Source organism: Paenibacillus sp. J22P218 (assembly GCF_056269195.1).
This window is the reverse complement of the sequence record NZ_JBWDNL010000007.1, coordinates 372,000-396,677: the sequence shown is the minus strand read 5'-3', so window position 1 is coordinate 396,677 and position 24,678 is coordinate 372,000. Positions and strand designations below refer to the sequence as shown.

General features: G+C 48.7%; 15 protein-coding genes, 11 tRNA genes and 1 rRNA gene. 26 read left to right on the top strand and 1 reads right to left on the bottom strand.

The genetic code is table 11. The annotated features are described in order from the left end of the window. The 17 genes from AC0YN0_RS27480 to AC0YN0_RS27400 form a co-directional block, all read left to right on the top strand. A 23S ribosomal RNA gene (locus AC0YN0_RS27480) occupies positions 1-109 on the top strand; the annotation flags it as partial. 120 nt (positions 110-229) lie between these two features. Beyond that, positions 230-305: transfer RNA gene (locus AC0YN0_RS27475), tRNA-Asn, on the top strand. A 4-nt stretch (positions 306-309) separates the two neighbouring features. Then, positions 310-385, top strand: a tRNA-Thr gene (locus tag AC0YN0_RS27470). A 48-nt stretch (positions 386-433) separates the two neighbouring features. Continuing rightward, positions 434-508: transfer RNA gene (locus AC0YN0_RS27465), tRNA-Glu, on the top strand. Positions 509-511: 3 nt separating this feature from the next. After that, a tRNA-Val gene (locus tag AC0YN0_RS27460) sits at positions 512-587 on the top strand. Between the two features lie 9 nt (positions 588-596). Further along, positions 597-671, top strand: a tRNA-Gln gene (locus tag AC0YN0_RS27455). A gap of 9 nt (positions 672-680) precedes the next feature. Next, positions 681-756, top strand: a tRNA-Lys gene (locus AC0YN0_RS27450). 23 nt (positions 757-779) lie between these two features. Next, positions 780-862 (top strand) — tRNA-Leu (locus AC0YN0_RS27445). A 101-nt stretch (positions 863-963) separates the two neighbouring features. After that, the gene (locus tag AC0YN0_RS27440) at positions 964-2,577 is read left to right on the top strand and encodes an alkaline phosphatase family protein (RefSeq protein ID WP_475824143.1); all 1,614 of its coding nucleotides are present in this window, start codon (positions 964-966) and stop codon (positions 2,575-2,577) included. 91 nt (positions 2,578-2,668) lie between these two features. Beyond that, the gene (locus AC0YN0_RS27435; protein WP_475824132.1) at positions 2,669-5,128 is read left to right on the top strand and encodes a phosphodiester glycosidase family protein; all 2,460 of its coding nucleotides are present in this window, start codon (positions 2,669-2,671) and stop codon (positions 5,126-5,128) included. A gap of 216 nt (positions 5,129-5,344) precedes the next feature. Beyond that, positions 5,345-6,199, top strand: a complete 855-nt coding sequence (locus AC0YN0_RS27430; RefSeq protein WP_475824131.1) for an ABC transporter ATP-binding protein — start codon at positions 5,345-5,347, stop codon at positions 6,197-6,199. 255 nt (positions 6,200-6,454) lie between these two features. Continuing rightward, positions 6,455-6,529, top strand: a tRNA-Gly gene (locus AC0YN0_RS27425). A 7-nt stretch (positions 6,530-6,536) separates the two neighbouring features. Further along, positions 6,537-6,613: transfer RNA gene (locus AC0YN0_RS27420), tRNA-Arg, on the top strand. A gap of 29 nt (positions 6,614-6,642) precedes the next feature. After that, positions 6,643-6,719, top strand: a tRNA-Pro gene (locus AC0YN0_RS27415). A gap of 8 nt (positions 6,720-6,727) precedes the next feature. Next, positions 6,728-6,801 (top strand) — tRNA-Gly (locus AC0YN0_RS27410). A gap of 876 nt (positions 6,802-7,677) precedes the next feature. Beyond that, entirely contained in the window at positions 7,678-7,959 is a 282-nt protein-coding gene (locus tag AC0YN0_RS27405; protein ID WP_475824130.1) for a hypothetical protein, read from the top strand. Continuing rightward, positions 7,956-8,225 (top strand): hypothetical protein, encoded by a 270-nt coding sequence (locus AC0YN0_RS27400; protein ID WP_475824129.1) that lies wholly within the window; start codon positions 7,956-7,958, stop codon positions 8,223-8,225. Before AC0YN0_RS27405 ends, AC0YN0_RS27400 begins: the two co-directional genes overlap by 4 nt. A gap of 915 nt (positions 8,226-9,140) precedes the next feature. On the opposite strand, the gene AC0YN0_RS27395 is transcribed toward AC0YN0_RS27400, so the two are convergent. Continuing rightward, positions 9,141-9,998 carry a helix-turn-helix domain-containing protein gene (locus AC0YN0_RS27395; RefSeq protein WP_475824128.1) on the bottom strand — a complete coding sequence of 286 codons (858 nt, stop codon included), beginning with the start codon at positions 9,996-9,998 and terminating at the stop codon, positions 9,141-9,143. A 150-nt stretch (positions 9,999-10,148) separates the two neighbouring features. On the opposite strand from AC0YN0_RS27395, the gene AC0YN0_RS27390 reads away from it, so the two are divergent. From AC0YN0_RS27390 to ppc, 9 genes are all read left to right on the top strand, one after another. Next, on the top strand, positions 10,149-12,368 hold the full coding sequence (locus AC0YN0_RS27390) for a GH92 family glycosyl hydrolase (protein WP_475824127.1): 2,220 nt from the start codon (positions 10,149-10,151) through the stop codon (positions 12,366-12,368). 182 nt (positions 12,369-12,550) lie between these two features. Then, entirely contained in the window at positions 12,551-14,290 is a 1,740-nt protein-coding gene (locus AC0YN0_RS27385) for an extracellular solute-binding protein (RefSeq protein ID WP_475824126.1), read from the top strand. Positions 14,291-14,386: 96 nt separating this feature from the next. Beyond that, the gene (locus AC0YN0_RS27380; RefSeq protein ID WP_475824125.1) at positions 14,387-15,286 is read left to right on the top strand and encodes an ABC transporter permease; all 900 of its coding nucleotides are present in this window, start codon (positions 14,387-14,389) and stop codon (positions 15,284-15,286) included. Positions 15,287-15,300: 14 nt separating this feature from the next. Further along, a complete protein-coding gene (locus AC0YN0_RS27375) occupies positions 15,301-16,179 on the top strand; it encodes a carbohydrate ABC transporter permease (RefSeq protein ID WP_475824124.1) in 879 nt (292 codons plus the stop codon). 55 nt (positions 16,180-16,234) lie between these two features. After that, positions 16,235-17,956, top strand: a complete 1,722-nt coding sequence (locus tag AC0YN0_RS27370; RefSeq protein ID WP_475824142.1) for a sensor histidine kinase — start codon at positions 16,235-16,237, stop codon at positions 17,954-17,956. Between the two features lie 7 nt (positions 17,957-17,963). Beyond that, a complete protein-coding gene (locus AC0YN0_RS27365) occupies positions 17,964-19,595 on the top strand; it encodes a response regulator (protein ID WP_475824123.1) in 1,632 nt (543 codons plus the stop codon). Between the two features lie 30 nt (positions 19,596-19,625). Next, entirely contained in the window at positions 19,626-20,735 is a 1,110-nt protein-coding gene (locus AC0YN0_RS27360; RefSeq protein WP_475824122.1) for a glycoside hydrolase family 88 protein, read from the top strand. A 37-nt stretch (positions 20,736-20,772) separates the two neighbouring features. Beyond that, positions 20,773-21,486: a GDSL-type esterase/lipase family protein gene (locus AC0YN0_RS27355; RefSeq protein ID WP_475824121.1), complete on the top strand. Its 714-nt coding sequence runs from the start codon at positions 20,773-20,775 to the stop codon at positions 21,484-21,486. Positions 21,487-21,868: 382 nt separating this feature from the next. Next, positions 21,869-24,673, top strand: a complete 2,805-nt coding sequence (gene ppc / locus AC0YN0_RS27350; protein WP_475824120.1) for a phosphoenolpyruvate carboxylase — start codon at positions 21,869-21,871, stop codon at positions 24,671-24,673. Positions 24,674-24,678 lie beyond the last annotated feature (5 nt).

Genomic DNA, 24,678 nt, shown 5'->3' with positions numbered 1-24,678 from the left:
ATTTCCCAGTATGTAAGACCCCTTGAAGACGACGAGGTTGATAGGTTCGGGGTGGAAGCACAGCAATGTGTGTAGCTGACGAATACTAATCGGTCGAGGGCTTATCCTAAAGAGCTTATATGGTCCATACAACCTATAGGCAACAGCTAAAGTTCAGCAGAAACATTCTTTCGTATCCAGTTTTCAGGGCGCAATGCCTTGAGATTTAACCGTACCTCTTTTGTAACGTTCCCTGATAGCTCAGTTGGTAGAGCACTCGACTGTTAATCGAGTTGTCACAGGTTCGAGTCCTGTTCGGGGAGCCATTATGCTCTCATAGCTCAGTAGGTAGAGTGCATCCATGGTAAGGATGAGGTCACCGGTTCGATCCCGGTTGAGAGCTCCAGATCACTTTACATAAGTGAAGACAAGCTTCAATCGCAGCACGTAATAAGGCCCGTTGGTCAAGGGGTTAAGACACCTCCCTTTCACGGAGGTAACAGGGGTTCGAATCCCCTACGGGTCACCATTTGGAGGATTAGCTCAGCTGGGAGAGCATCTGCCTTACAAGCAGAGGGTCGGCGGTTCGATCCCGTCATCCTCCACCATATCGCTGCTGGGGATTAGCCAAGCGGTAAGGCAACGGACTTTGACTCCGTCATTCTCAGGTTCGATCCCTGAATCCCCAGCCATTTTAGCACGAGCCATTAGCTCAGTTGGTAGAGCACCTGACTTTTAATCAGGGTGTCGAAGGTTCGAGTCCTTCATGGCTCACCATTAGTTTTACCCGCATCACCCACGCGCGTATGGCGGAATTGGCAGACGCACTAGACTTAGGATCTAGCGGGCGACCGTGGGGGTTCAAGTCCCTCTACGCGCACCATACCATGAAGAAACCCTTGAGAGATCAAGGGTTTTTTGCTGTTTATTTTTAGTTATGCGGGGCATTTTATAACTAAAACATGGGGGGATGTACGGTTGCGCATGAAATGGAACTTTAGTATTAGAATGATCGCCATTTCTCTTCTCTTAGTGCTCGTCTGTAGTTGTTCACAACCGAAGCCGAAAGAGCCTGATCTGCTTCACATCGCTTCAAAAGCGAAACCACAAGTGAATTCCACCAATAAGGCTCGCAAAAAGGTGATTTTGATTGTCGTGGATTCGCTCATGTACCAATCCATTGATCGGGGCCTTACGCAGAATCAGCTTCCAACGCTGAAGAGCTTAATACAGCATGGTCAATATTATAAAAATGTAGTCAGCTCGTTCCCGACGATGTCGGTCACCATTGATACATCGCTCTTAACCGGGACATATCCGGATAAGCATGGTTTGCCCGGTCTGATCTGGTATTCGGCCGATGAGAATCGTGTCATCAATTATGGAACAGGGCCTATGGAAGTCATGAAGCAAGGGATTAATGAGATTGCCGCCGATAGCCTTATGAACTTGAATGGAAAGCATATTAATCAAGCGGTACAAACGATTTTCGAAGATGATGAAGTGGCAGGCAAGTTAACTACGGGTTCTATTAATGGCATTATATATAGGGGGCCGACTGCTCATTGGCTGCGTATACCGGAGTGGGTGAAGGCACCGACATCACTGCCCGACCGGATTAAGGTAGGAGGACCTGATTTTTTGTCTTTTGGCGTTTTTTCCAATCCCCTCGAGGGCAAAGTCAAGCTTCCCGTTGATTTAACGAATCGTATAGGATTCACGAACGAATATGCGCTTCAGACGACGGAGTATTTGATTCGTCATCAGTTATTGCCAGATTTTCTGTATGTATATTTGCCGGATTTGGATCAGAAGCTCCACCATCATGGACCGGAAGACATGGAAGGGCTACTTAAGCTGGATAAGCAATTGGAGGGGCTTATAACCGCATTCGGATCGACAGATAAAGCGCTGGAGCAGGCTGTTATTATGCTGCTGGGAGACAGCGGGATGAGTGTTATTTTGCCGAAAGATGAGAATCCAATTGTTGATCTTGCGAAGCTGCTGGACGAATATCGGATTCAAAAGCCAGGCTCGGAGATTGCCGGAGATACGGAAATTGTGTTGGCGGTTAATGAAACGATGGCTTACGTCTATAAGTTGCACACCGATCAGTCGTTAGCAGGAATTGCGGGTCATTTAGTCGGAGATAACAGAATCGATCTCATTGCTTGGAAGGAAGGAGATTGGATTCATGTGCGACAAGGTGATTCCGAACGTTTATTCTCCTATCGACCCGGAGGCCAATGGAAGGATAGTTATGGCGCGCATTGGACCTGGAAAGGAGATGCGGCTGTGATGGGTTTGGAGGTTGATCGTAAAGAAAACCAATTGATGTATGGTCAATATCCAGATGGTTTGCAGCGCTTGTGGGGAGCGTTGAACTCGCATAAGGGTGAATTTATTGTCGTGACGACGAAGGCAGGATATGAGCTGACGGGAGGGAGCTCTCCGGAACATACAGGAGGCGGTGGACATGGTGCCTTACATGCGAATGTATCGTTAGTTCCGCTAATAGTTGCGGGTACGAATGATAAACCGGATAAACTTCGTATCGTGGATATGAAGAGCTACATTTTGGAATTGCTGCAAAAGTAATAGTGCTCCCTATTGTTCATTTTCTAAATACGCCTGACGATATAGTTCTAAGAGACTAGTCATTATATCGAAATTAAGGGAGTATGAGGAAATGGCACTAAGCAGAGAGAAAAAATCATTAAGGGGAGTAGCGATTGCGCTGTCGGTAGCGATAGGTTGCACGTTCGGCGGGGGAAGTGTTCCACTGCTTTCTGTTGCAGGGAAGCCAAATGCAGCGTTTGCTGCAGCAGCAACGACTACGTCAGCAGTGGTCGAAGCGAAGCCTGAGATTGAATATTGGCGTGCGGCAGGCGATGGTACACTGCATAAACCTTTAATGATAGGAACAGGTAAGGTCGTAACAGTCGCTGCAAATGGCTGGATTAACTACTTTGACAGTAATGGCAAATCGCTTAAGCGATTGAATGCATATACAGATCTCTCGGCACCTGCCGTTAATAAGCAGGGACAGCTGTTCATAGCGGGCAAGAGTGCACGACTGTATCGCTATGACAGTTCTGGCGCAGGCGGTCAGGCAGCTATTTATTATTTCACGGGTAAGACGGAAAATCTGCAGCCTTCGAAGACGGTGACTGATGGGGAAGGATTGCCGTATTTCGTTTATCAGAACGCAATCTTGTCGCTTGATAAAGACGGGGAGAAGTCGGTAGCGCTGCTGCCGAAGGATGTGTCGGTCACAGAGATTGAGGAAGCAGCGACGGGGGTCTATGTCATTGGAAGCAATGGCGTTCTGTACGCGGTACAGGGGGAGGCCATTAAGTGGGAGGCGGCGCTTCAGAAGCCGCTTAAGGGTGCGAAGCTCGCCGCCGACAGCAAGGGCGGCGTGGTGCTTGTTGCGCCGAAGGCGGCAGCGGCTTATGAAGCGGACGGGAAAGTCCGCTTCAGCCGCGAGTTCGCCGCAGCGGCGGCAGGGGGCTGGACCGAGCCGATTCTTGCGGTCGGCTCGGACAGCGTAGAGACGGCAGTTGCCGCTGAGCTTGACGGCAATGCCGTCGTGGCCTTCCGCGCGGATACCGGCGCGGAGGCATGGCGCGTGAGCGCCACCGGGGCGGGCGGCTTCGCGCCCGCCGCGCTGACGCTGGCGCCTGCGGCTGCGCCAGCGGCTGCGGCTCGCGCCGGCGTCACCCGCGCCGGCGCCCGCTCTGGTGCGGTGTATGCGATCGACGGCGCTGCCGGCCGAATCGCATACACCTACAAGGGCGATGCCGCCCAGCCTGTCGGCGGCATTGCAGTCCTTGGGGGCGGCCGGATCGCGTACGCGTCCGCCGATAAGCTCATCGCGGCGGGGCCATACCGGCCCGTCGCGGTCACCTATGCGGCAGCGTCGATCTCGCTGCCGCTCTATGCAAGGCTCCTGCTCACGGACAAGCTGAAGCTGTCCGTTCCAGTCGCCGTCAGCTACGCATCGGGCAATCCGTCCGTTGCCCGCGTCGATGACAAAGGCATGGTCACGCCTGTCTCCGTAGGCTCGACGAACATCTCTGTCGTCGTCACGACAAAGGGCTACAAAGGCGAATTGAAGCTGCCGATCAAAGTTACGGCTGCTGCCTTAGCCTACAAAACCAAATACGAGCTCAAAAAAGTGAAAGTAGACAATCAAACCTATTCCGTTAATACCGTTGCTATTCCGAAGGGTATGCCTGTAACCGTGGGGCTAGCCAGCCGCAAAGTCGGCGTCGTCCAACAGTTGAGCGACATAACCAAATCCTACAACGCGGAGGCGGCGATTAATGCAACGTACTTCGAAGCTTACGGAGGCATTCCAGAGCCTTACGGCACGGTCATTACCGACGGTAAAGTCGAGCATATCGGCAATACGGGGACGGCGATCGGTTTTACCTGGGACGGTACGGTCGTGATGGATACGCTTCGCGTCAAAATACTCGGCGGAACGAACGGCTCTTACCAGTCGCCGAACAACTGGTACGTCTACTTCGTCAATCGGACGCCGGTTGCCGGTACGACCTCTGCTATTATGTTCACGCCTAAGCGTGGAGCTAAGATCGGCTTCGCATATGGAACAGCTATCACCGTGCGCAAAGGCGTCGTTACAAAAATAGCGAAAAACACGAATGCCGACATTCCTTCCGACGGCTATGTACTTGTCTTTACTGGCGCAGAGGAGAAGCTCGCTGAGCGCTTCAAAGTCGGTACGGTTGTTGATTATAAAGTATCGATGACGAATATGGCTGGACAAGCGATCAGCTGGGGACGGGTTCACACCGCGGTTGCCGCAGGTCCGCGACTTGTAACGAATGGTAAGCTTGCGGTTAATCCTGCCCCTGAAGGGTTCAGCAGCTCCAAAATATTAACCGACAAAGCGGCCAGAAGCGCAATTGTAGTAAAGAAGGACGGTTCATTACTTCTCGCTACCGTCGGGGCGGCTACGATGAAGCAATGGGGTCAAATAATGGTATCCCTTGGCGCTCAGCAAGCGATGAATATGGACGGCGGAGCTTCTTCGGGTATGTTCGGACAAGGGAAGATGATTACCGTACCAGGCCGATTGATCAGCAATGCCCTCGTGTTCGGCAATAAGCTGAAGTGGTGAGATTTAAGCAGGATGAAGATGTGGTCGTCATAGAACGGTCACATCTTTTGTTTTTTATGAAGACAGAGTGAAGGTTTGATGAAAGAAGACATTGACATTGTCAGTGATAACCATTATCATTATTGAAGTAGTGATAATCGTTATCACTTTTTACCTAATTAATCTAATTTACTGAGATATAGCCTGACCAGGCAACGGAAGGAGCGTGCATGTCTAATGATTCGTCTTACGACTTCGAATCTCGACATTGCTTATGATGATCGTCTTATCGTTCAAGATTTAAACATTGCAATTCCTCAGGGGAAAATTACGGCGCTTGTAGGAGCGAACGGCTCCGGCAAATCGACGATCCTGAAGACGATGGCCCGCATCATGATTCCATCTAAAGGCAATGTACTTCTAGACGGCAAATCGATTCATAAGCAATCGACGAAGGAAGTAGCGAAGCAGCTTGCCATTCTTCCGCAAAATCCTACAGCTCCGGACGGCTTAACCGTATCTGAGCTTGTCTCGTACGGTCGTTTCCCTTATCAAAAGGGTTTCGGTTCGATGACGAAGCAAGACCGCGAAATCGTGCAATGGGCGGTTGAAGCAACAGGCATGACTGAGTTCGCCGATCGTCCGGTCGATCATCTGTCCGGGGGTCAGCGTCAGCGCGCTTGGATTGCAATGTCTTTGGCACAAGAAACCGATATCTTGTTCCTTGACGAGCCGACGACGTTCCTGGATATGGCGCATCAGCTTGAAGTGCTTCATCTGTTGCAGAAGCTTAATGAGTTTAACAATCGTACGGTTGTTATGGTTGTTCATGACTTGAATCATGCATCGCGCTACGCGCATCATATGATTGCTATTAAGTCTGGCAAAGTTGCAGGCGAGGGCTCACCGATTGAAGTTATTACGCCTGAGATTATGCGCGAAGTTTTCAATATCGAAGCCGATATCGTACCGGATCCGCGTTCGGGCGTACCTCTATGCCTGCCGTTCGCGCTTGCTGATCAGCCAACCGCTGATAAAGTAATGATGGGCCGCTCTCAGCCGGAAATCGTTATGGCTGCCGCTGGAGCATAACACTTATTTAGTCTAATGGAAAGCCATGCTTCTTTAATTGGAGTCATGGCTTTTTTTAATTGCCAGCTGTGTTCGTTATGGGTTATCCGTCACTGTTTCTAGGCGGGGAAAAGCCAGTAAAATCAACGGATTTCAGCGGATTTTTAAAAAAGATAAGTTTTTCGCAAAAAACACTTGCAATCTGTTTCTCTAGGTGATATATTATTACTTGTCGCCGCGACATTAACTGATTGAAACGGCTGACGAAAACACCGTGCGGAAGTGGCTCAGCGGTAGAGCATCGCCTTGCCAAGGCGAGGGTCGCGGGTTCGATTCCCGTCTTCCGCTCCATAAGATTGCGGCCTTAGCTCAGCTGGATAGAGCGTTTGACTACGAATCAAAAGGTCAGGAGTTCGAATCTCTTAGGCCGCGCCATCTTTACTAATTGCAAGATATACTTAATTCGGGATGTAGCTCAGCTTGGTAGAGCACCTGGTTTGGGACCAGGGGGTCGCATGTTCAAATCGTGTCATCCCGACCATCTTGTTTGCGGGTGTAGTTCAATGGTAGAACTTTAGCCTTCCAAGCTAATAGCGTGGGTTCGATTCCCATCACCCGCTCCATAACGAAACGACAAGAACCTGAAAAGGTTCTTTTTTTGTGTTATGGAGTTTTTGGATGGGAGAGAATTCCCCGCACGCTAAGAGCGTGGGTTCGACCGACCGTTAAGGCTAAGCGTAGCAAGCTGACAAGGTCGCGCGTCAACTTTTGCACGGGCAGGGAGCGAAGCAATCGCGATCCTTAGGAAAAGTTGAGTATTCCCATCACCCGCTCCATAACGAAACGACAAGAACCTGAATAGGTTCTTTTTTTGTGTTATGGAGCTTTTGGATAGGAGAGAATTCCCACACGCTATAAGCGTGGGTTCGACCGACCGTTAAGGCTAAACGAAGCAAGCCGTTAAGGTCGAGCGTCAACTTTTGCACGGACAGAGAGCGAAGCAATCGCGATGTGTACGAAAAGTTGAGTATTCCCATCACCCGCTCCATAACGAAACGACAAAAACCTGAAGAGGTTCTTTTTTGTGTTATGGAGCTTTGGATGGGAGAGAATTCCCGCAGCGTGGGTTCGACCGACCGTACTCTCCGCCTTTCACTTACTCTTCAAACACAGCTGTTACCAGCTCCAGTTCGCCTTTACGCGGCTTGTGGTCGATTTGTTGACTGGAGCGACATACGAAATATGGATATGGGAAGCGATCTGCAGACAGACCTTAATGAAAAAGCGAATTCAGGAGCATCTACATGTTCAGTTGGAGGACACAACCACGCTATCCTTGCAGGGGCCTACTGGCCGTAGCCGATCGGTAGCTTCAAGTCATACCCATACCCAATCCTAGTATGCTATACTATATACAAAAATTGGGTATAAAGTTTGCACATGAGAAAATATTTATCTGCATCATAATGAGAGTCTTTGTGATGGTCACTGGATAGGCAATGGCGGCCGGAGTTTCAAAGGTAGAGGAGATTATTCAAAAGGAAGCTAGAGTAACACTGGACGGACAAGCTCTTAGCAACGCCAACATTGTTGATGCTAAGAGTTGCGCTCGAGTAAGGGACATCACGGAGGCATTCGGAGCTAGTGTTTCCTATGAGAAGGGTGTGGTTAAGATAGAAACACAGGGGATAGATTTATCGGTTTTGGAAAGGAACAAGGAAGACCTATCCGGCCTAGACGAAATCAACAATCAAATTGCTGAAATGGGGTCTGCTGAATGAGTCAAGAAGAACCTCAAGAAACTCAAGAACCTCAAGAACCTCAAGAACCTCAAGAACCTCAAGAACCTCAAGAACCTCAAGATCAGGAGTCCGTAGAAAACAAAGTAAATGGTGGTTGCGGATGCGGGACTATCCTGTTTGCGCTTTTTATTATCTGCGTAATAGGTGTATTTTTTTTTATGATTATAACGCCGGGAACTGGGGATAGTTTTTGTAGTGAATATATAAAGGGCTGTGATGGATACACATCTCGGTTCAGTAATTAACGAATAGCAGAACTAGAGGCGGCTCATTAGCAGGCTCTTTTCTATTCCCATCACCCGCTCCAAAACAAACTTTAAGAACCTGAGAAGGTTCTTTTTTGATATGGAGCCAGAGTTGTCATCAATTGATCGCCATAGGCTTTCGATCTTTACGTTTGAGACCGGCGAAGAAGACAACATTATGAATCGGCTTAATACGATATAGACAACTATCCCCGAATATTAGCTGAAAAGATGGCCTACAATAAACACGTCCGCAACGGTATGGCTGAAAAGTTACAATGGGAACATTAAAAATATGGGGAACGGATCATGTCGGTCCTTGGAGAGAAACACATGAATGCGAAGTAGTATCTCAATGAATGTTGAAGAACTTGGGGTGATGTATAGAGTTCCAAGAGTACCACCGCGCACCGAAGCGTATACGGCTAAGTTACAGTCTACTACAACGGCGAGCGGATCACGAAAAGTTCAATGAGCTACTTCTTTTTTTTTTTGAATACACCAAACACCACTGCAAAAATTATAACAACGATTAAAAAACCCATCGATATCCCCCCTTTTTTGGATTATAGCATGATCTACATGATTGTTGTTTGATTAAGCAAATACATGAGTAAATTGACGCGGTTGAAGTGGATGCCGAAGGAATCGCGACCCGTACGAAATGTTGAGTATTCCCATCACCCGCTCCCCATTTCTGAAATAAGCTCAGTTCCCCATCCTAAATTCCTCAAATTAATCTTTTAGCTCGCCTTAAGCGAGATTTTTCATCCTAACACGTCAGTTATGCAGCAAACTGAACACCTCTCTGGCTTCCCTAGCTGGTATAAGATGCATTCTCCATCCTAACTCCCCTCATTTCTTTGAATGCTTGCTATAAGCGAGATTTCCCATCCTAAACACAATGCCCGCCATCTAATAAAGCTTCCGATAAGCCGTAGGTGACATATGTAGCCGCTCCTGAAATACGCGGGAGAAGGTGGAATAGGATGTGAATCCGACCTCGAAGCAGATTGAAGTTACTGATTCATTGCTGGAGGCCAACAGGCTGCAGGCATGCGAGATTCTGATCTTCTCCAGGAAATTATGAAAGTGATCTCCGCTATACTGCTTAAAAGAAGCGCTTATGTGAGGCACGCTTAAATAGAAGCGCTCCGCCAAAGTGACGAGCTTAATATCCTCGCGATAGTTTTGATAAACGTAGAGTATGATATCCGCTATTTTCCCCTTTTTGTGGCTAGGCGTTCGTGGAGTCTCAGGCTCTTTAATGCGGAAGCAATGGCGATCCAACAAGATCAGGGCTTCGATTAATTTCGTTTTGAACATCAATTGGTTCCAGGAGTGAGCGCTTCGCATCTCTTCGTGCATGGCGGCGAAGATGGGAAGCAGCGCGACCGAGAGCTTGTCTTCTAGCGGATAGGAAGGATCCCCTTGCATGCCTTCGCGAAGAAGTAACGCGTTCAAAGATGCGGCGGATTCATCGGAGCCGAACAAGGCTTGCAGGCCGATGGCGCCGATATAGAGATGAAGCTCTTCACCGGGAGTAATTTTTATTTGATGAACCTGATGCGGCAACAAAAGCGTGAAGGTGCCTGCTTGAATAGGACGCTCGGTTCCATTGACGATCTCGATACCCTTACCGTAAAAGACATACGTATACTCTATGAAATTGTGCGTATGCGGTGGGACATCGGCAGTCAGCTTGTGGATTTTGAATGTAAAGGGAAAGCTTCCGTGAAGCTCCTGATCGCCAGGCAGATTGAAGGGAATCATCGAATCACTCGCTTTAAATGTGGGTTATCTCGCTATGATAGCCGAAATTCTTAAAAATTGAGAGAAAGTTTATAATTTTGATAAGAAGCAAGGCGGCATTCCAACTACAATGAAGAGCAAAAGATCGAGTTGGAAAGGTTGCTGCAATTGATGAAGAGTATATTACAATATGTTAATCCCTTGCAAGGAACGGCTTCTACTTTTACGTTTTCCAATGGTAATACGCTTCCGTTAGTTGCGCTTCCGTTCGGGATGGCAGCATGGAGCGCGCAAACCGACGAAGCGGGGAAAGGCTGGTTCTTTCACCCTTCGCACCGTCGCTTTGAAGGGCTGCGTTTGACTCATCAACCGAGCCCGTGGATAGAAGATTACGGACACCTGACCCTAATGCCGCAAACAGGCGGTCTTGCTTTATCCTCCTCGAAGCGTTCGTCCTCATTCCGAAGCGAAGAGATGGAGGTTAAGCCGGACTACTTCAAGATCCGCCTGCAGCGTTACCGAGCCGCGATGGAACTTAGTCCGACCGAGCGATGCGCAGTCATGCGTTTGACTTTCGATGAGCGGGAAGAGGCGAGAGTGATCGTGTCTCCGTTTGCCGGAGAATCATCCATGACGATCGACCCTGATCGCAGAAGGCTAACGGGGTATACCCGCGCGAATTCAGGAGGCGTTCCCGATAATTACGCGATGTACTTCGTGATCGAAATCGATTGCGATTTCGATGTGCCTGCATGCGGCGTATTCGATAAGGAATTTCAGGAATCGTTCCGATTGCATGAGGAAGGTGAACGTACGGGGGCGTTCATCGGGTTGACGTTGCCTGAATCAGGCGTGGCCGTGTTAAGAATGGGTACTTCCTTTATCAGTATCGAGCAAGCACAAACGAATCTTAATCAAGAGGTAGGTTCAAGGTCATTCGAACAAATAAGAACGGAAGCCGCTGCAAGCTGGGAAGAAACATTAGGTCGAATACAGGTTGAGGATCGCGACGAGGAGAAGTTGAGAACCTTCTATACTTGCTTGTACCGGACTTGTTTGTTTCCTAGGATGTGGCATGAATATACGGAGGACGGTCGCCAAATTCATTATAGCCCTTACAATGGCCAGGTCATTGACGGCCCCATGTATTGCGATAATGGATTCTGGGATACGTACCGCACCTCTTACCCTTTATTTAGTATTTTGTTTCCTGCCCGTTTGGGCGAAATTTTGGAAGGTTACGTTAATGCCTACAAGGAAGGGGGATGGATGCCCAAGTGGTCTTCCCCCGGAGAGCGCAGCGCCATGCCGGGAACTTTAATCGATGCGGTGTTTGCTGACGCTTTTGTCAAAGGCATTGAAGGCTACGAGGTGAACACAGCGTACGAAGGCTTACTCAAACATGTGCTTGAATCTGCGGCGGACTCGCGTTTCGGCAGGAAAGGCTCGGATGCCTACAATCGATACGGGTATTTGCCGGCAGACCAGTTTCATGAGAGCGTCAGCAATACATTAGACTATGTTTATGGAGACTTCTGCGTTGCGCAGATTGCGAAAGGGATCGGGAGGCTGGATGATTACCGCTTGTTAATGAATCGAGCTGGCAATTACAAACATTTGCTAGACTTTTCCGTAGGGTTTATGAGAGGTAAACAAGCAGATGGCAGTTGGGTGGAAGGCTTCGATCCGATCGAGTGGGGCGGCGCGTATTGCGAAGGAAGCGCTTGGCAGTGCAGTTGGGCCGTTCAACACGATGTGCTGGGATTGGCTAATGGCTTAGGAGGCCGGGAAGCGTTCTTAGCCAAGATGATCGAACTTATGACTGTAGCGCCGGAGTTTAAGGTTGGCGGCTACGGTTTCGAGATTCATGAAATGTCGGAGATGGCTTCCATTCCCTTCGGACAATTCGCGATCAGCAATCAACCTAGCTTCCATATCCCCTATCTCTTCGCGGCGGTCGGTGTTCCCTCTCATACTCAGTATTGGGTTAGAAAGACGGCGGAGGAGCTGTTCAGCTCATCGCCTGAAGGCTTGCCGGGCGACGAGGATAACGGCAGCCTGTGCGCTTGGTATATTTTCGCAAGCATGGGGATGTATCCGTTATGTCCCGGCGTTCCCGAATATGTCATCGGCAGCCCGCTGTTTGAGCGAATGTCCATTCAATTAGAGAATGGCAATCGAATTGTCATAGAAGCGGGTTCGCAGACGGAAGGCAAACCTTACGTCCAGAGCGTTCAATTAAACAATGAACCGCACCGGCAGCTGTATTTCACGCATGATCAACTTATGAACGGTGCGCTTATCCGCTTCGAGCTAACCGATACTCCTAATCATACTAATGTTGAAGAACAAGATTTGCCATTCTCTATGTCTATTCAGCGGATGGCTTAAAAGGTCTATTTACGAGCAGCGAACGAAGAGCCGTCAGAGATTCTGACGGCTCTTTGCATACGTTCATAAGTTTCTGCGAACGTACTAATGAAAGTTCATGATCTTGATATATGATCATTTCAATGATTAAGCGTTCATGGAATAATTGAGTATGCAAGGACCATAAACGAGGGGGATTACAAATGAAAGGCTATCGGAAATCATTTGCATTCATTATGAGTATCATCCTGTGTATAAGCATGTTCACCGCGTGTTCGAACAGCAGCAACAAGCCATCCCAGTCTTCGGACGAAAGCAGCACTCAGCCGTCCGAGAGCGCAAGCCCGGGCTCTAACGAAGAAAGTCCTTCCGCTCAGCCGGAACCTCAGCCGAATGATCGTACGAAATTCGATCCGCCGGTTACGATTACGGCAGCTCTTGCCTTAAAGCCTTCAGATAAGCTGCGGAATGGCGATACTCCCGAGGATAATCCGGTCTCTCGTTGGTTTAAGGATAACCTGGGAATCGTCACGAAATACAAATGGGTCGTAACGGATTCGCTAGAAACCAAAGTGCGGCTCGCGATGACAAGCGGAGAGGAATTGCCCGACGTTCTCTATACTTCGGGAACCTTGTTCGAGGATTTGGTCGATTCCGGAAAAATTCAATCTATCGATGAGGCGTTCGAAAAGTACGCTACCGCAAGAGTTAAAGATTCCTACGTCAAAAATCCTGAAATATGGAACCTGGTCAAACGAGACGGCAAGATTTACGGCTTGTCGGGTATTTCCAACGGAATCGTCGGCGCGACGGTCATGTGGATCAGGCAGGATTGGTTGGATAAGTTGAACTTGAAAGCTCCGACTACAATAGAAGAATTCGAAGCCGTGCTGGATGCGTTCACGAATCAAGATCCGGACGGGAATAACAAAAACGATACGTACGGGTTGGCAATAGGAGGAAACACGGGATATTACCATCCGACAAGCAACTATATGGCGGATACTTCATTTATCTTCGGACAGGATCAGCCTTACTTATGGATTAAGGGCGAAGACGGCAGCATGCAATACGGTTCTACTCTTCCAGGCGTTAAAGACGGGCTCGCGAAATTGCAGGATTGGTATAAGAAACAATATCTAAGTCCGGATTTCGGAACGCAGGATGCAGCTAAAGCGATGGCGGAGTTCACTTCGGGAAAAGCGGGAATCGCTTTTGCTCCCGGATGGTCCGGCGGTTGGCCGATCGGGACCGCGGTTGCGGAGGCGGAAGGCAAAAATCAAACGGTTAATATTAAACCGTATCCGCTTCCTGCTGGCGTGAACGGCGAAGTCGGGCGTCAAGCATCCTTGTTATCCTATGGCATTTACGTGTTCCGCGAAGGCTTCGACAATATGGAGGCCATATTCAAATATTGGGATACGCTGTACGGCTGCGCGATCGAAGATTCCGAATGTCCGTTCGACAAAGGATACGGCGAAGGATACGACTACGTGATGAAGGATGGCAAGCCGGATTGGACGAATGTTCCGGACGGCGTTGTCAGTCTGAACGCTTATCTGCTGCTGTCTCCTTCATCGGGAACGGCTCCAATGAACGTAATGGAAGGCCCGAGCATTTATCAGCGCGTCGCAGCAGGTCAAACGAATAATGTCTTTGAGCAGAAATTAGCCGCGAGCAACGGGAAACTGACGATTGAAGGTTTTGCGGTCGCTAACGAACAGCTGCCGAGCGACGTGCCGAATGGATTCAGCGGCGCGAATACGAAGACCATGAAAGAGAAGTGGGATCAACTATCCACCTTGGAGGAACAAACATTCCTGCAAATCATTTACGGCAAACAACCACCCGAATATTTTGATACATTCGTTAAGCAATGGAATGACCAGGGCGGGGCGCAAATCACCAAAGAAGTGAATGAATCTGCTGCGAGCATGAAGTAAGCCTCATTAATGAAGAAGGAAATGCGGAGTGCAGTGCTGTCCATCTCGCTCCGCATTTGCTGCTTCGATATCTCGCATCGATAGGAGCATACTGGCATGACACTGAAACAGTATCTATATAAAACATGGCCGTTGCATTTGTTTTTGTTACCGTCCGTCCTGTTATTGATCGTCTATAACTATATTCCGATGGCGGGATTCCTGATCGGTTTCCAGGATTTTAAGCCTTGGCTCGGCATCTGGGGTTCGCCATTCGTCGGACTGAAACACTTCGAGTTTATGTTTAACGATCCCCAAGCGATTCAGGTCATTTGGAATACGTTATTCATTGCCGTATTTAAGATTGTGGTCGGGTCAGTCGTGCCCTTTGTATTTTCTTTGCTCTTGAACGAAGTACGGGTCATGTTATTCAAGAGAACGATTCAATCGCTTATCTATTTGCCGCACTTTCTGAATTGGGTTATTCTCGGCGGGATATTGACGGATTTATTAGCGACCAACGGCTTGATTAATCAGATGTTGGAGGCACTAAACCTTAACCGCATTTTCTTCCTAGGGAGCGGCGATTGGTTTCGTTTTACATTGGTCACAAGCGACGTGTGGAAGGAATTCGGCTTTGGAACGATCATTTATTTGGCCGCCATGACGGGAATCAATCCAAGCTTATACGAAGCCGCCGATATCGATGGCGCCAACAATTTCAAGAAGGCCATCCATGTTACGATTCCGTCGGTGATCCCGATCGCGATCGTCATTACGACTTTGTCCTTAGGCAATGTACTGAATGCCGGATTCGACCAAGTCTATAATATGTACAATCCGCTAGTCTATGGGAAAGGCGATATTATCGATACTTACGTCTATCGCGTAGGGCTGCTGCAAGGCTCGTTCAGTTTGGCTACGGCGGTTGGATTTTTCAAGTCGGTCATCGGGTTTATATTAATCGCCACTACGTATCGATTAGCTTCTAAATACGCGAATTACAGGATATTCTGAGAGGATATAATGCGATGCACAAACTTACATTCTCTAACCGGCTGTTTCGATATTCGAATCATCTCTTTCTATCGGCGGTTGCCTTGCTGTGCATCCTTCCGATGGTCCATGTTCTGGCTGTATCGTTGAGCGACAACTATGCGACGACTTCATTCCTGGTCAAACTCTGGCCCATTGGTTTTAATCTGGACGCGTATGAGAAGGCGTTGAACAGCAACAATTTCCTGGTTGCTTTCCGGGTAAGCATTCTGAGAACGGTACTCGGAACGGGCGTTTCGATGCTGCTGACGATGCTGGCTGCCTACTCCATGTCCAAGGATAATCATAAGTTCCAAGGAAGAACGTTATACGCTTGGTTCTTCGTATTCACGATGCTCTTTCACGGAGGACTAATTCCGACTTACTTGGTCGTACAGAAGACAGGGTTGACCAATTCGCTCCTGGCATTGATCCTGCCCGTGGCCGTCAATGTATTCAATGTGGTCCTCATGATGAACTTCTTCAGGGGAATTCCTAAGGAGCTGGAAGAGGCGGCCGCGATTGACGGCGCAGGACATTTCCGTACCTTATTCACGATATTTTTCCCGATTTCCTTGCCCTCCATTGCGACACTGTCTTTATTCACCATGGTGTACCATTGGAACTCCTGGTTCGACGGGATGATTTATATGAACGAAGCGAACAAGATTCCGCTGGCGACATTCCTTCAGGCTTTAATTACCGGATTCGATTATACGCAGATTGGTCTCAACCCGGCCGATCTGGAGAATCTGTCCGAGCGCTCGTTGAAAGCGGCACTGATCTTCGTCGGTACGTTGCCGATCCTGGTCGTCTATCCTTTTTTGCAAAAATATTTTGTTAAGGGAATGACGCTCGGTTCGGTCAAAGAATAAGCGATCCTTATGCTAGAATAGTAGGAAATGGTATAAGGAGGAGAAGGCCTTGAACGTGATCACGAAGGTGATTCTTCTGATTGTCTTAATTCTAACGCCCATTATCGGATTGTACGCATATACGAACAAGCAGAGCGTCGATGTCATCGAGGAGCAGATCAACACCAGAAACGAAGAAAAACTTTCGTATTTTCTGAATCAGCTGGAAAGTACGTTGGATCAGAATATGATGTACGCCGCGCTCGCGACCAAAGATCCCGAGATTCGTAACGTAGGCTTCGGCAATATGCCCGAGTCCGGTTATGACCGTCAAAACGTCATTCAATCGATTCAAGGCAAGCTGGCTTTATTCAGCATTACGAATCAAGTGATGAATATAATATCGATCTATTTTCCGAGAAGCGATCTTTCAATATCGACCGTGTCTTCTGCCCTATCCGATCAAAAGGAGTTTGTTGAACACTATACGCCTACGTGGAAGTTGAATAAAGTGGATGTCAACGGGGTGCAGATGGATGCCTTTTCTAGGTACTTCGTTACTCCCTCTCAAGTTGATTCTACGGATCTTATGAGCTCCGAGATGATTATTCGCGTCGATTTTCTGACCAAAAATATATCGAATCTACTGGATGGATTTACGTTAAACGGAAATAGCGATGCCTTCTTTTACCATGGCTCGGATCAGGTCGTGTACAGCAGCAAAGCGAACATAGGGCTGATCCGGCAAGTGATGAAGGATTATCCGCTGGATCAATTCACGGCCAATTCCAAATATCGCACCATCGTCAAGATCGACGGCAAAAAATATCTTCTGTATACGCTCGCGTCAAGCAAGATGGATTGGAGCATGGTGGATATCGAGCCGTTGGACGAAATTCTTCAACCGGTCGTTCATAGCCGAAATTTGTTTTATGTGATGTTAGTGCTGTTATTCCTGTTCGGTATCGTGGCAGCCTTCTTGCTGTACTCGCACATTCAAGTGCCAATTCGGATCTTGATACGCGGCGTCGAGCAAATGAAAAATAAAAATTTCGCTTATCAAATCAGAAGCCGCCGTAAAAACGAGTTCCAATCGTTGTTTGATTCGTTTAACGGCATGGCGGTAGAAATCGATCAATTGCTGAAGCGGGTATACACGGAGGAAGTTCGCTCCAGAGAGGCGATTATGAAGCAGCTGCAATCGCAGATCAACCCGCATTTTCTTTACAATTGTCTTGCTTATATCGTGAACATGGCGAAAATGAACAAAAATCGATTGGTCATCGCGATGGCTCATAATTTAGGAGATTATTACAAATACACAACGCGAAACGAATCGCTCGTGTCTACGCTTCGAATGGAAATGGATTTAGCGGTCAGCTACATGGATATAATGAATTCCCAGTTGGAGAAGCTGCATTACACCATTGCGATTCCGGAAGACATGCTGGAACTCAAGATCCCGAGACTTCTCATTCAACCGATGATTGAGAATGCGATCGTACACGGCTTGGAGGAGAGGGAGGAAGAGGGACTTATTACGATCACGGGAATCGTAGAAGCGAATAACTGCAAGCTTGTCATTGAGGATAACGGATCGGGCTTGTCCTCGGATGCCTTGCATATGCTGAGGAAGACGACCGGACAAGAAGTCAATATCTCGAAACGAACAGGCTTGTGGAACGTGAACCATCGTCTGAAATATTATTTCGGCGATCATTCCGGCGTCCATATCGATCACTCGACACTTGGCGGATTGCGAATTGAGCTGTATTGGGAAATAGTCGATAAGGAGTGAGCGGCAGATGTTTTCATTATTAATCGTTGACGATCATAAACATCAAGTGGATTCTCTCGCTACGACCATGCCGTGGGATCAGTTCGATATCTCTGCGATTCATAAAGCGTACAACGGCCAAAGCGCACTAGAGATCATTCGAGACCATCCTATCGATATTCTCATTACGGATATTCGCATGCCGGGAATGTCAGGTCTAGAGCTTATTCAATACGTTAACGATCATGATATGAAAATAGACTGCATTCTGCTCACGGGATATGCAGAATTCGAATATGCCAAAAAAGCGATCGAATTAAATGCCATCGATTACTTCATTAAGCCGGTCCGGGATGACGTGCTTCTGGCGGCGGTTGGTAAAATCGTAGATAAACGCAACAATGAGCGTCAGCGGTATCAAATTCTCGAATATTCGACTTCCGTCGTGCATCGGAATTTACCGTTATTGCGAGAAAATCTGTTGCTTGAACTGTTGCAAGAGAGAAACTTTTCCAAAAGTCAATTAGCGGATAAGCTCAGCATGTACCGAATTCCATTTGCCTCAGGCGATCAGGTCAAAATGGCGGCGATTAAATTCGAGCCTTATTTCTACGAAGCTTATGGATTGGAAGATATGAAGCTTTTCGAGTTTGCCGTCCTGAATATGGCGGAGGAGCTATTCTCGGCGCAATTTCATATTTGGTCCTGCAAGGCTCCGCAAGGCAATCTGACTTTGCTGCTTCTGCCCAAATCCGAGGAAAAGAATCTCGCCCGGGATTGGAATTCCGCGCAGGAAAGCCTGCTGGTTTCTTTGGCCAATAGGCTCACTGAAAATGTCGATCATTATTTGCGGGGAAATATCGCCATTTGTATTTCGAATCTAACGCAATTTCCAGAGGAAGTTTATTCTGCTTATTCTTCTATCGCTTCTATATTGATGAGGTCGAATCAGCAGGGAATGATCCTGTCGACTACTCAGGAAAGCACAGACCGGGAAATGAAGCCATTGCAGTCTCTCTATCAGTCTCCCATGCTGACTCAACTTATGGATATCGGGAATGGAGACAAGCTGAACGCTAAGCTATCCGACATTTTTGGCGAGCTGGAGCATTCGCATAAGGATTCACAGGCGCATTTGCGAGAGGCGTATTTGCATTTGTTAAGCAGCTTCACGTATCTTGCGCATAAGAGGGGCAAAGTGCTGGAGGATATCGTCGGAACAATCTCCAGCCGCGCCGAACATAACGTTATTCACTCTGCTAAGCTCTTAAAAACCTGGAGCCATATTATCTTGGATGCTCTACTAGAGAACGAGATCTTGCAGCCTATGCATATCGGCGAGAATCATCAGCAGCTCGTACACAAAATTCATTCCTATATCGAGCAGAATCTTGGGAAAAACGTAACGCTGCAATCCATCGGAGATTCCGTTTATTTGAACGGCATTTACTTATCGCAAATTTACAAGGAAATCACGGGAGAGAACTTAAGCGAATATATATTGCGCGCACGCATGGAGAAAGCGAAGGCTTTATTGGAGAAGTCGGGCTCTAAGATTTATGAAATCACGGAAATGGTCGGTTATCAGAGTCCACAGCACTTTATTAGAACCTTTAAGAAGTACTACGGGGTGACGCCTGACATTTATCGGAAAAGATGATTCGTTGCGAGAAAGATTAGGAGGGTCCACATGATTGCAAGGGTGAATTGGGTAGATGAAGCTTGCCGGAAAGCGATTAATAAAATAGAGCAGACGAGCTTGTCCATTGGAGCATCATTTCCGAACGGCTCCGCGCAGGGCCGTTACGAGAAGAGTCCCGCTTATGACTGGGTCTCCGGATTCTGGCCGGGATTACTGTGGTTAACCTATGAGGAAACGAGTAATGATCGTCTGAAGGAGCTGGCCGTTGAATGCGAGCGGCAAATCAGCCGGACACTTTGGGGATTCGATCCATTGCATCACGATGTCGGATTTATGTTCGGCTTAAGCAGCGTGAATCAATATAAGCACCTGCAAGATGAGGAAGCGAAGCGGCACGCTCTAATGGCTGCAAGCTTGCTCGCCGGAAGATTTAATCCGGCAGGGGGGTTCATACGCGCGTGGCCGAATTGGGGCGGGGAGGATCACAGCGGCTGGGCAATTATCGATTGTCTGATGAACTTGCCGCTTCTCTACTGGGCCTCCCAAGAAATCGACGATCCAAGATATCGACATATCGCCGAGCTTCATGCGGATACCGTGCTGCGAGAATTTGTGCTGGATGACGGTTCCGTACACCATATCGTCAGCTTCGACCCGGAAACCGGCAAGCGGATCGGTGCATTAGCCGGACAAGGCCATGCCGCGGATTCGGCTTGGGCTAGAGGGGCAGCGTGGGCATTGTATGGATTTACGCTTAGTTACTCATACACGGGGAAGGAGAAGTACTTGAAGGCTGCCGAGAGAGTCGCGCGATTTTTTCTCGATCATCTGCCTGAAGACAAAGTGCCTTATTGGGATTTCCGACTGCCGGGCTTCGGCAAGGACACGCCTCGGGATTCATCGGCTGCAGCGATAGCCGCTTCAGGGTTACTGGATTTAGCAGCGGCGGTACAGGGTGAGGAAAGTAAGAAGTATCGGCAACAGGCGGAAGCGATCCTTTATTCTCTCTACAACCATTACGGCGCTTGGGAAGCGGATGAGGAAGCTTTGCTGCTGCATGCTACAGGTTATTATGCGGCGGATGTGTATGTGGATGCGCCGCTTATTTACGGGGATTATTATTATGTTGAAGCCTTGCTGAAGCTCAAGAAGTTGTAATATTCAAAATATAATTCAGATGGAGAGGAACTTATAAATGACTAATACGAAACGAATCGATATCGTGAAACCCGGCTTCTTCGCCGCAGCAGCTGCAGCGGACAGCCGCAGAGGAGAATTCGATATTGGCAACGAAATATTAATCGCTCATAACGTGCCCGTCGACTTTGTGTTTATCGGCGATTCGATTACCCATATGTGGGAGCTGAATGCCTACTTCGGTAGGGGCGGTCACTTTGTCGTCAATCGCGGAATCGGCGGCGACATCAGCAGCCACGTATTAAGGAGATTCGATGCGGACGTCATTCAACTGAAGCCGAAGCACGTCGTCATTAAGATCGGCGTGAACAACTTCTGGGGATTGGACGGCTGGACGATCCACGATCGGAAAACGGAGGAGCAAATTATACCGGGGTTAGTGGACGATATTCGCGAAATGGTTCGAAAGGCGAATGCGAACGGCATTACGCCGATCGTATGCTCCTTGCTTCCAACGAATTTGCCGCAATCGGGAAATAACGATATAAGGAATGCGAGCATCATCAAAGTGAATGATAGGCTGCAAATAGTAGCCGACGAGGAAGCAGCTGTCTACGTTGACTACCACTCGCATATGACGCAAGAAGATGGAACCACGCTGCGCGAAGAGCTTGCGGATGACGGACTTCACCCGCATTTGCTAGGCTACGACATCATGGCGAAGTCGTTGATTGAAACGTTGGAACGGAAAGGTATTCTCGTCGCAGGTTAATAAGAGCGAATACAATACCGGGAAGCCTTGCTGAGCAGGGCTTCTGTTTATTTTGATGGATAGATTGGGACAGTTATCCAGAACTCTGGTCATGGTATCGCTGCCATGGCGTTAAACACCGAACATTACCAGCATACAGGCAAGAACCGATTCGGATAGGGGCTTCAACCCTGTTCCGTTTTGTAGTATGATAGGAGAAGTTTATATTCGAGTCAAAAAGGGTAATCCTTTTGTGTGCGCAAAACGAACATTATGCATATGAGGTTGGTTTTGCATTCGCAAAACAAGTTTACGCTTACGAAGAAAGTTTTGTATTCGCAAAAGCAAGCTAACGCTTACGAAGAGACTTTTGCATTCGCAAAAGTTTGAGGAGGAACACAGTATGTCGGATCAATCAGCATCTACATTGACGGGCAATCGGCCGCAATCGAACAATCTGCTGCGCCGAGATGTCCGTTTTCTAGGCAATATACTTGGCGAAGTACTTGTGCACCAAGGCGGACGAGAGCTGCTTGAGATCGTGGAGCAAATCCGCGAGACGAGCAAAGCGCTCCGCGCGGAATTCGTACCGGAGCTATTCGAACAATTCAAAGGAACGATCTCGTCCTTGAGTCCGGAAATTCGGCATCAGGTTATTCGTGCGTTCGCGATTTACTTCCAGCTTGTCAACATTGCCGAGCAAAATCATCGTATTAGACGGAAACGCGACTACGAGGTATCGGCGGGCGAGACGGTTCAACGCGGTTCGATCGAAAGCGCGGTTTCAGAGTTGAAGGAACGCGGTATCGCGATCGAAGACGTGCAAGAAATTTTGGGCGGCATTTCGCTGGAGCTCGTAATGACGGCGCATCCGACGGAAGCAACACGCCGTGCGGTGCTGGATATCCACAAACGTATCGCCAATGACGTTATGGAGCTGGACAACCCTACGCTTACGTACCGCGAACGCGGAAAGCTGCATGAGAAGCTAACGAACGAAGTGCTTATTTTGTGGCAAACGGACGAGCTGCGCGATCGCAAACCTACGGTTATCGATGAAGTGCGCAACGGTCTGTACTATTTTGACGAAACTTTATTCGAGGTATTGCCAAGCGTCTACGAAGAGCTTGAGCGCTGCCTCGGCAAATATTATCCGGACGAGAAGTGGCATGTGCCTGACTACCTGCGCTTCGGTTCCTGGATCGGCGGCGACCGTGACGGCAATCCGTCCGTAACCGCCAAGGTAACATGGGAGACGTTAACGCTTCATCGCCAGCTTGCTATCCGCAAGTACGAAGAGAAGTTGAACGGCTTGATGGATATTCTAAGCTTCAGCACGAATCTTGTTCAAGTGTCCGATGAGCTGGTTGAATCGATCAGACTGGACCGCGAGCATGTTGAGCTGAAATGCGTAGATCTGTGGAGAAATACGAAGGAGCCTTACCGCATTAAGCTTGGCTTTATGCTGGAGAAGCTTGCGAATACGCGCGACGAGTCGCTGAAGGGCTCGGCGATGCGCTATAATCATCCGAATGAGCTGCTCGAGGACTTACTTGTCATTGACCGCAGCCTTCGTCAACATTTCGCCGATTATGTGGCTGATACGAATGTGGCTACGCTTATTCGCCAAGTGGAGCTGTTCGGCTTCCATCTGATGGCGCTTGACGTGCGTCAGCACAGCCAAGAGCATGAGAACGCAATGAGCGAGATTTTGGCGAAAATGAACGTTGTTTCCGATTACGCTTCGCTCCCTGAGGAAGAGAAGTCGGAATTGCTGCATCGTTTGCTGAACGATCCGCGTCCGCTGACGTCGAGCCATCTGGACTACTCGGCTTCGACGCGCGAATGCTTGGACGTGTACCATACGATCTACCGCGCACAACAGGAATTTGGCGTGAACTGTATTTCCAGCTACCTGATCAGTATGACAGAAGCGGCAAGCGACATGCTTGAAGTTATGGTATTCGCGAAGGAAGTTGGCTTGTTCCGCCAAGAATCGGACGGTACGGTTCGTTGCACGCTGCAATCCGTTCCGTTGTTCGAGACGATTGACGACCTTCACGCAGCTCCTGGCATTATGAAGCAGCTGTTCGAGATGCCGATCTATCGCCAAGCGGTTGAAGCGCGCGGCAACCTGCATGAAATCATGCTTGGTTACTCTGACAGTAACAAAGACGGCGGTGTTGTTACAGCGAACTGGGAGCTTCGCGTTGCGCTGAACGATATTACGGCTGCCGGCAAAGAATACGATGTGAAGCTGAAGTTCTTCCATGGACGCGGCGGCGCACTCGGTCGCGGCGGCATGCCGCTGAACCGCAGTATTCTTGCACAGCCTCCGCATACGGTTGGCGGCGGCATTAAGATCACCGAGCAAGGCGAGGTTCTGTCCTCGCGTTACTCGATGCAAGGCATTGCTTACCGCAGCTTGGAGCAAGCAACGTGGGCGCTTATTACAGCGGCGCGTCTTGCGAAATATCCAGAGCAGGGGCTGCAAACGGAACCGGAGTGGGATGACATCGCCCGCTCGATCTCCGAGACGGCACTTACGAAGTATCAAGATCTGATCTTCCGCGATCCGGACTTCTTAACTTACTTCAAGGAATCAACGCCGCTGCCTGAGGTTGGCGAACTGAACATCGGTTCCCGTCCGTCGAAACGGAAGAACAGCGATCGCTTTGAGGACTTGCGTGCGATTCCATGGGTATTCGCATGGACGCAAAGCCGCTACTTGCTGCCGGCATGGTATGCAGCGGGTACTGCGCTGAAGCAATACACAGGCGACGACAAAGAAAAGCTGAAGACACTCGGCACGATGTACGAGAAGTTCCCGTTCTTCCGTACGCTGATCGACAATTTGCAGATGGCGCTTGCCAAAGCAGATCTTGTCATCGCGAAGGAATACGCGGATATGATCTCCGACCAAACGATTCGCGACCGTATCTTCGCCCAAATCGAGCAAGAATACAAGCTGACTTCCGAGCTGATTCTCGCCATTACGGGACAAACGGAAATTTTGGATAACGTACCTGTCATCCAAGAGTCGATCCGTCTGCGTAACCCGTACGTCGATCCGCTCAGCTACATGCAAGTGCAATTGCTGACGGAGCTTCGCGCATTGCGCGCTGACGATCAAGACGATCCGGAGCTGCTCCGCGAGGTGCTCCTTACAATCAACGGAATTGCAGCAGGCCTTCGCAATACGGGCTAATGCTC